The organism is Mycobacterium sp. (assembly GCF_032162605.1).
Taxonomy (GTDB): Bacteria; Actinomycetota; Actinomycetes; order Mycobacteriales; family Mycobacteriaceae; genus Mycobacterium.
In genome coordinates, this window is the sequence record NZ_JAVROT010000543.1 from 1 (window position 1) to 13,667 (window position 13,667).

11 protein-coding genes and 3 pseudogenes are annotated in these 13,667 nt (G+C 67.9%); 10 read left to right on the top strand and 4 right to left on the bottom strand.

All coding sequences use genetic code 11. The annotated features are described in order from the left end of the window. The coding region (locus QOI01_RS29975) for an FAD-dependent oxidoreductase (protein ID WP_526386845.1) at nucleotides 1–1,276 on the top strand (1,276 nt) is incomplete at its 5' end. Here QOI01_RS29975 and QOI01_RS29980 read toward each other — a convergent pair. Next, nucleotides 1,245–1,760 carry a DUF5701 family protein gene (locus QOI01_RS29980; RefSeq protein ID WP_526386847.1) on the bottom strand — a complete coding sequence of 172 codons (516 nt, stop codon included), beginning with the start codon at nucleotides 1,758–1,760 and terminating at the stop codon, nucleotides 1,245–1,247. The two genes, QOI01_RS29975 and QOI01_RS29980, sit on opposite strands and share 32 nt — an antisense overlap. A 57-nt stretch (nucleotides 1,761–1,817) precedes the next feature. On the opposite strand from QOI01_RS29980, the pseudogene QOI01_RS29985 reads away from it, so the two are divergent. Beyond that, nucleotides 1,818–1,991: pseudogene (locus QOI01_RS29985) on the top strand (regulator); the annotation flags it as partial. Between the two features lie 86 nt (nucleotides 1,992–2,077). Here the strand turns inward: QOI01_RS29985 and QOI01_RS29990 are convergent. Further along, on the bottom strand, nucleotides 2,078–2,449 hold the full coding sequence (locus tag QOI01_RS29990; RefSeq protein ID WP_526386849.1) for a cupin domain-containing protein: 372 nt from the start codon (nucleotides 2,447–2,449) through the stop codon (nucleotides 2,078–2,080). Nucleotides 2,450–2,600: 151 nt separating this feature from the next. Here QOI01_RS29990 and QOI01_RS29995 point away from each other — a divergent pair, with 151 nt between their 5' ends. From QOI01_RS29995 to QOI01_RS30005, 3 genes are read left to right on the top strand one after another with little or no spacing between them, the layout of a single operon-like run. Then, nucleotides 2,601–3,197 carry a TetR/AcrR family transcriptional regulator gene (locus QOI01_RS29995; RefSeq protein ID WP_526386851.1) on the top strand — a complete coding sequence of 199 codons (597 nt, stop codon included), beginning with the start codon at nucleotides 2,601–2,603 and terminating at the stop codon, nucleotides 3,195–3,197. A 12-nt stretch (nucleotides 3,198–3,209) separates the two neighbouring features. Continuing rightward, on the top strand, nucleotides 3,210–4,319 hold the full coding sequence (locus QOI01_RS30000) for a hypothetical protein (RefSeq protein ID WP_526386853.1): 1,110 nt from the start codon (nucleotides 3,210–3,212) through the stop codon (nucleotides 4,317–4,319). After that, on the top strand, nucleotides 4,243–5,949 hold the full coding sequence (locus QOI01_RS30005) for a tetratricopeptide repeat protein (RefSeq protein ID WP_526386855.1): 1,707 nt from the start codon (nucleotides 4,243–4,245) through the stop codon (nucleotides 5,947–5,949). The genes QOI01_RS30000 and QOI01_RS30005 overlap by 77 nt, the downstream gene beginning before the upstream one ends. A 146-nt stretch (nucleotides 5,950–6,095) precedes the next feature. On the opposite strand, the gene QOI01_RS30010 is transcribed toward QOI01_RS30005, so the two are convergent. After that, entirely contained in the window at nucleotides 6,096–6,755 is a 660-nt protein-coding gene (locus QOI01_RS30010; RefSeq protein ID WP_526386857.1) for a maleylpyruvate isomerase family mycothiol-dependent enzyme, read from the bottom strand. A 123-nt stretch (nucleotides 6,756–6,878) separates the two neighbouring features. Between QOI01_RS30010 and QOI01_RS30015 the strand changes: the two are divergent. From QOI01_RS30015 to QOI01_RS30025, 3 genes and pseudogenes are all read left to right on the top strand, one after another. Further along, nucleotides 6,879–7,508 (top strand): annotated as a pseudogene (locus QOI01_RS30015) (rhomboid family intramembrane serine protease); the annotation flags it as partial. Further along, a complete protein-coding gene (locus tag QOI01_RS30020) occupies nucleotides 7,509–7,988 on the top strand; it encodes a nucleoside deaminase (protein ID WP_526386864.1) in 480 nt (159 codons plus the stop codon). Further along, nucleotides 7,985–9,286, top strand: a complete 1,302-nt coding sequence (locus QOI01_RS30025; protein WP_526386859.1) for an alpha-amylase family protein — start codon at nucleotides 7,985–7,987, stop codon at nucleotides 9,284–9,286. Before QOI01_RS30020 ends, QOI01_RS30025 begins: the two co-directional genes overlap by 4 nt. 18 nt (nucleotides 9,287–9,304) lie before the next feature. On the opposite strand, the pseudogene QOI01_RS30030 reads toward QOI01_RS30025, so the two are convergent. Next, nucleotides 9,305–9,727 (bottom strand): annotated as a pseudogene (locus tag QOI01_RS30030) (DUF1810 domain-containing protein); the annotation flags it as partial. Nucleotides 9,728–9,825: 98 nt separating this feature from the next. Here QOI01_RS30030 and QOI01_RS30035 point away from each other — a divergent pair. Together QOI01_RS30035 and QOI01_RS30040 are read left to right on the top strand one after the other, a co-directional pair. Beyond that, nucleotides 9,826–12,024 (top strand): adenylate/guanylate cyclase domain-containing protein, encoded by a 2,199-nt coding sequence (locus QOI01_RS30035; RefSeq protein ID WP_526386861.1) that lies wholly within the window; start codon nucleotides 9,826–9,828, stop codon nucleotides 12,022–12,024. Next, a complete protein-coding gene (locus QOI01_RS30040) occupies nucleotides 12,021–13,421 on the top strand; it encodes a mechanosensitive ion channel domain-containing protein (RefSeq protein WP_526386863.1) in 1,401 nt (466 codons plus the stop codon). The genes QOI01_RS30035 and QOI01_RS30040 overlap by 4 nt, the downstream gene beginning before the upstream one ends. Nucleotides 13,422–13,667: the final 246 nt, after the last annotated feature.

Consider the following 13,667-nt stretch of genomic DNA (forward strand, 5'->3'; position numbering starts at 1 on the left):
CGCCGATGGCCACCAGATCGCCGGAATCGACTTCAGCCGGATGCACAGTCAGTTCAACTTCATCCTCATGCTCGCCCAGTCCGAGACCGAACGGCTACTCGCCGAACAGCTTGGGCGACAAGGCGTCAAGGTCGAACGCGGAGTCCGGTTCTCCACCCTGGCCGAGCGGTCGAACGCGGTGGAGGTGGTGCTCACCGGGCCCGACGGCGTGAGCGAGACCGTCGAGGCGTCCTACGTCATCGCGGCCGACGGATCCCACAGTCCCGTCCGCAAGTGCCTGGGACTGCCCTTCACCGGTCGGGCGCTACCAACGAACTACGTACTGGGCGACGTGCACCTGGCCGGCGGCCTCGCCGAGGACCAGCTGTCGATCTTCCTGGCGCCCAACGGTTTTCTAGCCGTCTTTCCAATGGGCGATGGACGGTTCCGGTTCATGGCGACCGACCCGGACGGGATCACCGGCGACGCGGACGAGCCGGCGCTGATGGACATCCAGGCGCTCTACGACCGCACCGTCGGAGTCCCGGCGCAGCTCTACCACCTGAACTGGAGCTCGCGATTCAGGATCAACAGCCGGCACATGGACACCCTGCGCCGAGGTCGGGTGTTCTTCGGCGGCGATTCCGCGCACGTCCACAGCCCCGCAGGCGGACAGGGCATGAACGCCGGGATCCACGACATGATCAACCTGTCGTGGAAGCTCGCGATGGTCCTGCGGGGCACCGCGAAGCGCGAACTGCTCGACACCTACGAAACCGACCGGCTGCCGGTGATCCGTCAGCTGGTGGGCATGACCGAACGGGCGACGAAGGTCTTCAACTCGACGAACCCGCTCGCGCACGCCGCACTCAGCCGGCTGGCGCCACTGGCCCTGTCCCGCGCGAAGGTGCAGGACAAGGCGGCTCCGAGGCTCGGGCAGATCGCCGCCTCTTATCGGAACGCCCCGATCGCCAAGGGGGGCGGACGAATTGGCTCGTTACGCGCGGGCGACCGGGTCCCGGACGTCGAACTGGCCCACGGCAGGCTCTACGACCTCGTCGACACCTCGACGCTGACCTTGCTGGTGTCGGGGCCCGCGGAGCCGGTCACCGCCGCGCTCGGACCGTGGGCCGACGTCCTCACGGTCCGGGAGGTCTCCCTACCCGATTACCTGCTGACCGGTGCGGGGTGGTTGCTGGTCCGACCCGACGGCTACCTGGCCGCGGCGGGCCGCGCTGGCGATGCGCACAGATTGCACGCGTGGCTCAACCGCTGGATGACGACCCCTGCGGGGTGAGGGCCCGACGGCTCGCAGCTGAGGCGAAGCCGAGCCAAGTATGTCGATTGCCCGCCCAGCACCAACCGACCTTGGGGGCGTCTCGATGCTCCCGCCCGTCACGGCCGGTGCCATTGCTGAACCAGATCGCCGGAGTGCGTGGGTCGGCTCGACCGTTGGCCTTGCGCCGTCGCGACGCGATCGTCATGAAGCACCGATTGCGCTCGAGGACCTCCGGTCGTTGTAGCAGCCAGTGCAGCCCTTCGGTCAGCGTCAAGGGCGTGCGACCGCGTGCGGTCATCGCCGGGAGCGCCTCGTTGGGACTCCAGTTCGCCATGTCCTCACCGCGGCTGAGGCCACCCACCAGGTAGATCGGCGAATCGGGAAGCGACACAATCGGTTCGAATTCATCGACGTCGATCATGTCCGTCACCACGAAGCCCGGTCTGCCATTGATCCGCAACAACGGAGCCAGGGCCGACGGGGCGGCGATGGTCGGATGCACGACCAGCAGCGCATCGTCGGGCGCACTCGCACCGGTTCGCGACGCACTCGAGGTGATGCGGCGCTGTCCTTCATCAGGTTGATCCATGCCCCGGAAGGGGCGTGGGCCGCCAATCCCGCTGTGGCACTTGGCTACCTGTTCTTCGGCTTGGTGTGCGTGCTGTACTGGTTCCTGCCAGGGGCGAAGGACCCCGTCGTGGTGGACGAGGCGGACGTCGTCGCCGGGCACTGACACCCCACTTCTCCCCCGCGAGCAGACGCAAGAGTGCCCGCACGTTCGGCGTGTCGGGCACTTTTTCGACTGCTCGCGCGGAGAAATCAGTCGCGGACGAACGGAACCTCGGCGGCCGGCGCCAGCACGACGTACATCCGCCGCCACGGATCGGTGCCCTCGATTCGCCATTGATGGCCGCTGCCCTCGGTGTCCTCGGCCAGCAGGACATCGCCGGGGTGCAGGGTGAACTCTTCGCCGTCACGGGTCGAGAACAGCAGTGTGCCCCCGAGAGTCACGACGAGTTGACGCATCGGCGCGGTGTGCCACGCCAGCGTGCCGCCGCCCGCCGTCTCCTCGACCGTGACGTGCGACGCCGACATCGTCGCCGACACCAGGTCGTCGTTGCGCCCGGTTCTGATGTCCAGCCGACCGATCTCGACGTGGGAGGTGCCGTCCCGGCCCGTCCACAGCCGCACACATCGAATCATCGGTTCTCCTGCCGTCGACTTCGCCGTGCAACACATCATCCAGTGCCGAGAGGCGCCCGTCACATCGTCCTCGACAGGTGTCTTAGTTAACCTAACAATTCGTAGTCAAGTGTCCACGAAGTCGCTTAAGCTCGTCGACATGCCCACCCGAACCCATAGCGCCGATCCCCGCGCCGAACGCGTCCGCAACCTGCTGCGCGACGCCGCATTCGCACTGGCGCACGAACGTGCCGTCGACGAGATCACCGTCGGCGACCTGGTGGCGCGGGCGGGGGTGAGCAGGCAGGTCTTCTATCGCCACTTCACCGACCGGGACGACGCGGTCGCGACCGCCTTCGCCGTGGCGTTCTCCGCTGCCGCCGAGGCCATCGAGGGCGACGCACGATCGCGCATCATCAGCCTGTTCGACTTCGCCGCCGAACACCGCACGATGTACCGCAACGTCGTGCCGAGCGCGGTCTCCCAGCGGGTGGTCGCTGCGTTTCGCGCCGAGCTGCTGCCCGCATGCGAGGAGATGGCCGCGCAGAGCATGGCCGTCGTCGGCTCGATCGCCGACATCGCCCCCGCGTCGGTCAGCCGATTCCTCGTCGGCGGGTTCCAGGAAGTGCTCCGATCCTGGATGGAAGACCCACCGCCAACCGAACCAGCCACCGATCTCCGAGGCCGGGTGACCGCCGCGCTCGACACCGTCGACGCGCTGCTGGGTCTCCAGGCCGCCACTCACCGATCCCGTTAGGAAGGAACCACCATGGGCAAGCACCAGGCTCCCCCCGAGCACCACGCTCCGCACCTGGACGTAGCCAACCGGCGTGTCTCACGGACCGACCTCCGCAACATGGTCCTGGTCATGGCTGCGCTGACGGTCTTCGTCGTCGCGATGATCGCGAGTTACTCCGGTGCGTTCGCCAAGCCGACCCTGCATCACCTCGACGTCGCGGTCGTCGGGCCACCGCAGGTGGTCGATGCCATCCGCGGACAGGACACGCTGTCGGTGACCCAGGTCGCGGACGCCACCGCCGCGCGTGAGCAGGTCTACGACCGCAAGACCGACGCCGCCTTCGTCGTCGGCCAAACCGGCGAGATGAAGATCTACGTCGCCGGTGGCGGCGGCCGCAGCGTCGCCAACGCCTCCGAATCCGTGGGACGCACGATCGCCACCAAGGCGGGCCTGGCACCCAGCGTCGAGGACGTCGCCCCGACCTCGCCTGCCGATCCACAGGGCACCGTCGAGTTCTACGCCGTCATCTTTCTGTCGATCGGTGCGACCTTGGGCGCCACCGTGTTCGGTCGCATGATGGGCAGCGTGCGCAGGCTCTCGACGCTGGCGCTTCGCACCCTGAGCCTGGCGGCCTACTCGGCGCTACTTGCGGGTGGGGTGACGATCTACGTGGACGCCGTCCTCGGCGCGCTGACCAGCCACACCTGGCAGGTCTTCGGCGCACTGTGGCTGTACGCGATGGCCGTCGCCGGCGCCGTGACCGGTGTGGCGGCCGCCTTCGGCTTCATCGCATCGGCGATGGTGACCCTGTTCCTGGTGATCGTCGGCAACGCCGCGGCCGCTGGCCCGGTCGGACTGCCGCTGCTGTCGGGCTTCTACACGACGTTCAACGCGATCGTGCCGCAGGGCTCCGGGGTGGCACTGCTGCGCAGCCTCGAATACTTCGGCGGCAACGGCGCCTTGACACCGATTGTCACCCTGACCATCTGGGGTGTGAGCGGACTGGCGCTCGCGGTGATCGCAGTGCTCGCCCCCAAGGCGTGGACGAATTATCGTTCCAGTCATGAGCGCTACCGCGTCCACCGCTCCGAACGCGACGGAGCCGTACTACGACCTCGGGTCCTATCACCGGTCGATTGAGACGCCATCGGCACAGGCGCAGGCCTGGTTCGACCGCGGGATGGTCTGGGCCTACGCGTTCAACCACGAGGAGTCGATTCACTGCTTCGAGCGAGCGCTGGCTCTGGACCCCGACCTCGCGATCGCGCGCTGGGGCATCGCCTACGCGATCGGCCCCAACTACAACAAGGCCTGGGAGGCGTTCGACCCCGTCGACCTGACCGCGTCGTTGGCCAGGGCCCGGATGGAACTCGCACTGGCCGTCAACGGCCGGGCGTCGACGGTCGAGCGCGGACTGATCGACGCGCTGGCGGCACGCTTCCCCACCGACGACGCCACGGACGGCGAGGCCCTCACCGCCGGGCACGGGGGCTACGCCGACGCCATGACCACCCTGGCCGAGGCCTACCCCGACGACGTCGACGTGCAGGCGCTGGCCGCGGACGCGTTGATGAACGTCACCGCCTGGGCGTTGTGGGACACCAGGACCGGTGAGCCGGCACCCGGGTCGCGCGTCGTGGCGGCCAAGCGGATCCTCGACGACGTGCTCGCCACCGCGGCGGGTCGCGTCCACCCCGGCGTGCTGCACCTCTACCTGCACGCCATGGAGATGTCGGCACGACCCGAGGATGCTCTGCCAGCCGCGGACCTGTTGCGCGGCCTGGTCCCCGACGCCGGTCACCTCCAGCACATGCCCAGCCACATCGACGTGCTGTGCGGCGACTACCGAAGCTCGATCGTGGCGAACACCGCTGCGGTGCAGGCAGACCGGCGCTTCGTCGAGCGCGCCGGCCCGCTGAACTTCTACTCGCTCTACCGGGCGCACGATCTGCACTTCGTCGTGTATTCGGCGATGTTCCTAGGCCAGTGCGCGACCGCGACGCAGGCCGCCGACGAGCTCGCGGCGCAACTCACCCCCGAGCTGCTCGCGATCGAATCACCGCCCATGGCCGACTGGCTGGAGGCGTTCGTGCCCCTGCGGGTGCACGTGCTGATCCGCTTCGGGCGGTGGGACGAACTGATCGCGCATCCGCTGCCCGACGCCGTCGACCTCTACTGCACCACCGTCGCGACAATTCACTACGGCCGCGGTGTGGCGCGCGCCGCCAAGGGGCAGCTCGGGCGGGCGCTCGTCGAGAAGCAGGCCTTCGCCGCTGCGTACGCCAAGATCCCGGAGAGTCGCTACCTGTTCAACAACACCAGCCGCGACATCCTCGCCGTCGCCGCGGCCATGCTGGACGGCGAAATCGCTTACCGCCAAGGTCGATTCGACGAGGCCTTCGAGCACCTGAGACGCGCAATCGAACTCGACGACTCCCTTCCCTACGACGAACACTGGGGCTGGATGCAGCCGACCCGGCATGCCTACGGGGCACTGCTCCTCGAGCAGGGTCGCGTCGATGACGCCGCTGCGGTGTATGCCGCCGACCTCGGCCTGGATCCCACGTTGGGCCGCTCATCGCAGCATCCGGCCAACGTGTGGAGCCTGCACGGGTACCACGAATGCCTGAAGCGGTTGGGCCGCAACGACGAAGCGGTCGTCATCGGCCAGCAGCTCGACCTGGCCCGCGCCAGAGCCGACGTGCCGATCCTCGCGTCGTGCGCATGCAGGTTGCAGGTCGAGGGCAGTGGGGAAAGCTGTTGCGGCTGACCGCGACATTCCCGGGTCGCTTCGCTCCTGCCCTCCGCATCAGCCGAACGCCACCCGCTCCAACCAGAAGTCGAGGAACCCGGCGTCCCCCTCGATGCTCGCCGCCGACACCGGCCGCCGCCGATACAGGATCAACAGGAGGTCGGTCACCGGCCCGCGCAGCCCGGCAGTGGTGGTTTCGTCGCCGCGGCGCCACGTGATCGCATCGCCTGCGAAGTCCATGACCCAGTGGCCACCGGTGTCGGTGGCGTGCAGTCCCACCGTTTGGCCGGGGCCGAGCAGCTCCCGCATCCATGGATGCACGTCGAAGTGGAATGGCGCGCAACCCAGTCGAGCCACTCCTCGACACCGTCGACGGCGACGAAGTTCGCGACGACGTAGTCGACTCCGAGCGCCAACGCCGCGTCAGCCCTGTGCACTGCGGTCTCGTGGGCGAAGCGTCGCGCATAGAAGGCGCTCCCGCCGCCGGGCACGGGAGACCACATCTGCGCGTCGGCGCCCGTCTCGTGCAGGGTCGCCGCGAGGTCGACGCCCGCCGAGCGCAGTGCGGCCGCCAGCTCGGCCGGATCGTCGCCCGTCGCCCCCGACAGGTCACGCAGCGCCGCGTCGGGCGGCGGCGCGCTCACGCGCCCAGCGACGATCTCGCGCGCCCAGCGCAGACCACCGTCGACGTGGCGGGCCAACTGCGAGACGTTCCATCCCGGGCACGACGGCACCGCGACGGTCACGTCGGCGCCGTCGAGATGGTCGGCGAACAGGTCGGCCTGCGCCACGATCTCCGTGCAGTGCCGGTCGAAGTCGGTCATTGTGTGGGCACCTCTCCGAGCCGGACCTGAAATGTACCGAGCCGAGTCGTAGGCCCATGCCGAGTACGACCCCGCCCGCGTGTCGGAATCATCGCGGCGACTCGTTCTCTATCGTCGGTGAGCGTGACACACGCGTGGGATCAGGTGCGGAGCTACGTGCGCAGCGCTCCCCTGACCTATACCTGGCTGGCCGTCCTGCTCTCGACGACGCTGATACAGCACTCGCTGACCGCACGTACGCTGCGGACGCTGCTGCAGTCCACGTCGACGAACCTGCACCACCTGGCGTCCGATCCGCTGCGGGTGCTGTTCCAGAGCCTGCTGTGGATCGACGGCAGCTACTGGTGGCCCTACCTGCTGATCTTCACGCTGTTCCTGGCGCCCGCCGAGCGGTGGCTGGGCCATCTGCGCTGGGCAGTCGTCGGACTGGTCTGTCACGTCGGCGCGACCTACCTCGGCGAGGGCTATCTGTACTGGATCATCCAGGAGGCCGCGGCGTCCCCGCGCTTGATCGACGCGCGCGACGTCGGCGTGAGCTACTTCGTCGTCGGCATCGTCGGAGTGCTCTTCTATCGGGTCCCACGCCGCTGGCGCTGGGGGTACCTCGCCGCGGTGGTCCTGATCATCGGCGGTGCGTTGCTCCTTCGCACCAACTTCACCTCGCTGGGGCACCTCTGCGCACTGCTGATCGGACTGGCCTGTTACCCGCTCACACGCCGTCGCCGAAGGTCCGCGCCTGCGTACACTCCGGCTGTGGTGATCAGCGATGACGACCTCGCACATCTGCGCCGCTGCGTGGAGCTGGCCGGGGAGGCTCTCGAGGCAGGCGACGAGCCGTTCGGCTCTCTTCTGGTCGACGCCGACGGGACGGTCCGCATCGAGGATCGCAACCGGACCAAGGACGGCGACGCGACCCAGCACCCCGAGTTCGAGCTGGCTCGCTGGTCCGCGTCGAACCTCAGCGCCGACGAACGTGCCCGCGCCACCGTCTACACCTCAGGCGAACACTGCCCGATGTGCTCGGCCGCCCATGCCTGGGTGGGGCTGGGGCGCATCGTCTACGCGACCTCGTCAGCCCAGCTGGTGGCGTGGCGCACCGAATGGGGGGCTACGCCCGGACCCGTTGCCGCACTGCCGATTTCGGCCGTGGCACCGCATGTTCCTTCGGACGGGCCTGCGCCGGAACTAGAGGAAGCCATGAAATCGCTCTACGAGTCGAAGTTCAAACCGTGACGGACCCGGCGTGGGTCGAGCACGCGCTCTGGTGGCAGATCTACCCCCTCGGTTTCGTCGGCGCGTTTCCCGCCGACCCTGCACCCACCGCCGACGAGCACCGGCTGCGCCGCGTCGCCGCGTGGCTCGACCACGCCCTGGAACTCGGTGCGTCCGGCATCGCGCTCGGCCCGGTGTTCGCCGCCGCGACCCACGGGTACGACACGATCGACCACTACCGGATCGATCCGCGTCTCGGTGACGAATCCGACTTCGACGACCTCGTCGCGGAGGCCCGCAGCCGTGGCCTGCGCATCCTGCTCGACGGCGTCTTCAACCACGTCGGCGCTGGCTTCCCCCGGTACCAGGACGCCCTCGCGGGTGGCGACGACTCGTGGTTCCGCAAGCGGGGCAACGGTTTCGCGACGTTCGAGGGCCACGACGGCCTGATCACGCTCAACCACGGCAACCCCGCCGTCGCCGACTACGTCGCGGACGTCATGTCGCACTGGCTGCGCCACGGCGCTGACGGCTGGCGGCTGGACGCCGCGTACGCGGTGCCCGACCGCTTCTGGGCCCAGGTGCTGCCACGGGTGCGCAGCGAATTCCCGGACGCGTGGTTCGTCGGTGAGGTGATCCACGGTGATTACGCCGCCACCGTCTCCACGGCGACGTTCGACTCCGTCACGCAGTACGAACTGTGGAAGGCGATCTGGAGCAGCCTCAACGACGCCAACTTCCACGAGCTCGACCACGCGCTGCGCCGGCACGACGATTTCCTCGATACGTTCGTGCCGATGACGTTCGTCGGCAACCACGACGTCACCAGAATCGCCAGCCGGGTCGACGACGCCCGACACGTCGATCACGCACTGGTTCTCGTGCTCACCATCGGTGGTACCCCGAGCGTGTACGCCGGTGACGAGTGGGCATACCGCGGCGTCAAGGAGGAGCGCTTCGGGGGCGACGACGCCGTCCGCCCGGAGTTTCCCACCAGCCCGGAGCAATCAGAGCACCTGGGCCACGACACCTTTCGCCTTCATCAGCATCTGATCGGTCTGCGTCGACGCCACCCGTGGCTCCACACCGCGCGGACGTCACCGTTGCACCTGGCCAACAGCCAGTACGTGTACCGGGCAGGGTCGGACGACCGATCGCTGGTGGTGGCACTGAACGTGGACGACTCACCGCTGCGAATGTCGTTGTCCGAACTCGGGATCGGCAGCGGTCGCATCGTCGCGGGCTCCGGCGCCCCGGCCGAGGCCGTCGTCGACCGCCTCGACGTCGAGCCCCACGGCTGGGCCGTCGTCGCGGTCTAGCCAGGTCCGGCCGAGATCCAACAGCTCGAGGGTCTTGGGATCCCGTTCGCCGCCGTAGTACTCGTCGAGCACCGCGGCGAAGTCCGCGTCGTCGGCGGCGACCTCGGCGAACAGCGTCATCGACGACCGCAGCTTCAACGCATCCACCGAACCCATCAACGCTTGAGCGGTGACCGCCCCGGATCGGGTGACCAACTGCGAGCACCGCCGCAGGCGCGGCCCGAGCACGCCGTGCGCCAGATAGGCGACGGCCTCGTCGCGGGATTCGATGCCGTATCGGTCGGCCATCATGCTCGTGCCCAGCCCGCGCAACTGCGGGAACACGAACCACACCCAGTGTGAGATCTTGCGTCCCGCGCTCAGTTCCGCCACCGCCGCATCGTAGACACCTTCACGTTCCTGGGCATCGACGAAGCGCTCGAGATCGAAGGGGGCGGCCATGACTCCACGGTGCCCGATCCGTCCCGTCCTGTCGACGGCCGTCGAACATCCATCGAGTCGCGTCGACCAGCGCGTTTGCGAGCTAGTCTATGCAACCGATGACGACGACGACGGAAGACGCCCCAGCGGACGAGAAGAGCGACTCGACCGAATCCGCCAAACGGAGTCGTCGACGCCTTATGTCGCGGGTGAGTATCCAATCCAAGCTGCTCGTGATGCTGCTCCTGACGAGCGTTCTGTCCGCCGCGGTGGTGGGGGCGATCGGCTATCAGTCGGGACGCAACTCGTTGCGTACGTCGGTCTTCGAGAGGCTGACGGAGATCCGGCAGTCACAGAGCAGGCAGTTGCAGTCCGGCATCACCGACCTGAAGAACTCGCTGGTGATCTACTCGCGGGGATCGACGGCGTCACAAGCCATCGAGGCGTTCACGGCGGGCTTCGACCAGCTCCAGACGTCCACGATCGACCCGGCCCAACAGCACTCACTCGTCGACTACTACGCACGACGGTTCGCCAAGGACGAGAACGCACAGACCGGCGGGAACGTCGACGTCGACGCACTGGTGCCGACCTCGAACGCGCAGCGCTACCTGCAGGCGAACTACACCGTCCCGTTCGGCGACTACGACAAGCCGACCGCGGACTGGGACGCCGCGATCAAGTTCGACGATGCCCGCGACGGCAGCCCTTGGTCGGCCGCGAACGACCGGTTCAACGACTTCTTCCGGGAGATCGTCACCCGTTTCGACTTCGAGGACGCCCTGTTGCTCGACACCCGCGGGAACGTCGTCTACAGCGCTTACAAGGGCGTGGACCTCGGCACCAACGTGCTGACCGGTCCCTACCGGGGCAGTGAGCTCGGCGGCGCCTATCAGAAGGCGATCGACTCCAACACCGTCGACTACGTCGGCCTCACCGACTTCGGGGACTACCAACCGGCCGACTCGCCGACGGCCTGGTTCGTCTCCCCCATCGGGCCGCAGGGCAGGGTGGACGGCGTTCTGGCGCTGCAGTTCCCGATCTCCAAGATCAACAAGCTGATGACGATGGACGGGCGCTGGGAGGAGTCCGGCATGGGCGCCACGGGCGAGACGTTCATCGTCGGCCCCGACGATCTGATGCGGTCCAACTCCCGACTGTTCCTAGAGGATCCCGAGGCCTACAAGCGCGACGTGATCGACGCGGGCACTCCGCCGGACGTCGCCGAGGACGCGATCCGCCAGCACGGCACCACCCTGGTGCAGCCCGTCGCGTCCGAGGCCACCAAACTCGCGCAGCGAGGACAAACCGGCACCCTGATCGCGCCCGACTACCTCGGCCAGGAGACGTTGCAGGCCTATGCGCCCGCCGACATCCCCGGACTGCGGTGGAACGTGATCGCCAAGATCGACACCTCGGAGGCGTTTGCCCCGGTGACGGCGTTCACCCGGACACTGGTGTTGTCGACGGCGGGGATCATCTTCGCGGTCTGCATCGCTGCGATGTTGCTCGCGCGGCTGTTCGTGCGTCCGATCCGCCGGCTGGAGAACGGTGCCCACCAGATCAGCTCCGGAGACTACGGGGTCACCATCCCCGTGGTATCCCGTGACGAATTCGGCGATCTCACAGTCGCTTTCAACGGCATGAGCCGCAACCTCGCCATCAAGGAGGACCTGCTCAACGAGCAGCGTCGGGAGAACGACCGCTTGATGCTATCCCTGATGCCCGAGCAGGTGGTGGCGCGCTACCGCGAGGGCGAGGAGACCATCTCCCAGGACCACCAGGACGTGACGGTGATCTTCGCCGACATCGTCGGGCTCGACGAACTCTCCGCCGACCTGACGTCCGAAGAGTCGCTGGCCATCGTGAACAAGCTCGTCCGCCAGTTCGATGCGGCGGCCGAGAGCCTCGGCATCGAACGGGTCCGGACGCTGCGCAACGGATACCTCGCCAGCTGCGGCCTGAACGTGCCGCGCATCGACAACGTCCGCCGCACGGTCGACTTCGCCATCGAGATGAACCGGATCGTCGACCGCTTCAACGGCGAAGCCGGACAGGCCCTGAAGCTGCGCGCCGGCATCGACACCGGCAAGGTCAGCAGCGGCCTGGTCGGCCGGGCGAGCCTGGCCTACGACATGTGGGGGGCGGCCGTCGATCTCGCCTTCTCCGTGCAGAGCGGCTCGCCGCAGCCGGGCGTGTACGTCACTTCCGACGTCTACGACGCGATGCGCGACAGTAGGCAGTTCACCGCCGGGGGTGAGATCACCGTCGCCGGGAAGCCGCAACCCATCTGGCGGCTCTCGGAGCGGCTGTCGTGACCAGCATCGTTGACGCGTCCTGGTTCTACTGGGCCGTCGGCGTGGCGATCGGCCTGCCGATCGCACTGGTCGTCCTCACCGAGCTGCGGGCCGCGCTCGCCAGGCGGGGCAGCGCGCTGACCCGTCCAGTGGGCCTGGTGCGCAATTACATCCTGCCGCTGGGGGCGCTGCTCCTGCTCCTGGTCAAGGCCACCGAGGTGTCCGCCGAAGCCACCCCGGTCCGCATCGTCTCCACGGTGCTCGGCTTCGTACTGCTGGTGCTGGTGCTCTCCGGACTCAATGCCACGCTCTTCCAGGGCGCGCCGGAAGGCTCCTGGCGCAAGCGGATTCCGTCGATCTTCCTCGACGTCGCACGATTCCTGGTCATCGCGATCGGGCTCGCGATCATCTTCTCCTACATCTGGGGCGCCAACGTCGGCGGACTGTTCACCGCGCTCGGCATCACGTCGATCGTGCTCGGTCTGACACTGCAGAACTCCGTCGGCCAGATCATCTCCGGCCTGCTGCTGTTGTTCGAGCAGCCGTTCCAACTCGGGGACTGGGTCGACACCCCATCGGCGCGGGGCCGGGTCGTCGAGGTGAACTGGCGTGCCACGCACATCGACACCGGCAGCGGTCTGCAGATCATTCCGAACTCGGTGCTGGCGGGCGCATCGTTCGCCAACCTGAGTCGGCCGCCCGGCGAGCACTCGATCTCGGTGGTCACCCAGTTCAGCCAGAACGATCCTCCCGACGACGTATGCGGCATGCTCGTCCGGGTGGCGAGCACCCTGCCCCATCTGCGTCCGGGTGCGATGCCATCCAGCGTGGCGGCAGGCGCGGGCGAGTACAAGACGTCGATTCCGCTGCGGTCCCCCGCCGACGGCGGGTCGGCCAGGGCGATCTTTCTGCGATGGGCCTGGTACGCCTCTCGGCGCGCCGGTTTGCATCTCGACGAGGCCGACGACGACTTCGCCACCTCGGAGCGTGCGGCGACGTCGCTGCGCATCCTCGCACCGACACTGAAGCTGAGCGAGGCCGAGCAGCAGCAACTGCTTCCCAACGCACGAATCGACAGGTACGGCGCCGACGAGACCATCCAGTTCGCCGGTCAGATCCCCAACCGCATGACGTTCATCGTCAGCGGCCGGGTACGACTCACCGCCAGAGCCGAGGACGGGGCGATGATTCCGGTCCGCATCCTCGAGGAGGGCGACTTCATCGGTTCGACCGCGTTGACCCGCGAGCCGGCGACCGCGGGTGCATACGCCGTCGACGAGGTCACCGTGCTGCAGATCGAGCGTGAGCACATGGAGGAGCTGGTGTGGCGAAAGCCGCTGCTGCTCCAGGAGATCGGCCGCACCATCGAGGAGCGTCACGACGACGTGCAGCGGGCGCTCGCCGCAGATGCCGATTGATCGGCAGGCCTCTCGTCCAATCCCGTTGAATGCCAACGGGATTGGAAGACGCTTGCGTTCCGGCCGCCCCTAACGGCTCGATGCGTGTTTCATCGAGTTTGCTGGCCACTGGAATCGTGCCGGTCGGTCAGGTTATCGAGGCGGACCGTACGCGACGCGCCGCCCGAACGCGCCCTGCGGCTTGCGTCGGCAGCTGCCGAAGTGGGTGCCCGGTTCGGATTGCGCACCATCTAGCCAGCTCAGCGC

Bases quoted from the DNA above. Each gene is read 5' to 3' on its own strand.
- QOI01_RS30005 (WP_526386855.1), top strand. From the start codon at position 4,243: ATGAGCGCTACCGCGTCCACCGCTCCGAACGCGACGGAGCCGTACTAC.
- QOI01_RS30010 (WP_526386857.1), bottom strand. From the start codon at position 6,755: ATGACCGACTTCGACCGGCACTGCACGGAGATCGTGGCGCAGGCCGAC.
- QOI01_RS30035 (WP_526386861.1), top strand. From the start codon at position 9,826: ATGACGACGACGACGGAAGACGCCCCAGCGGACGAGAAGAGCGACTCG.
- QOI01_RS30000 (WP_526386853.1), top strand. From the start codon at position 3,210: ATGGGCAAGCACCAGGCTCCCCCCGAGCACCACGCTCCGCACCTGGAC.
- QOI01_RS29995 (WP_526386851.1), top strand. From the start codon at position 2,601: ATGCCCACCCGAACCCATAGCGCCGATCCCCGCGCCGAACGCGTCCGC.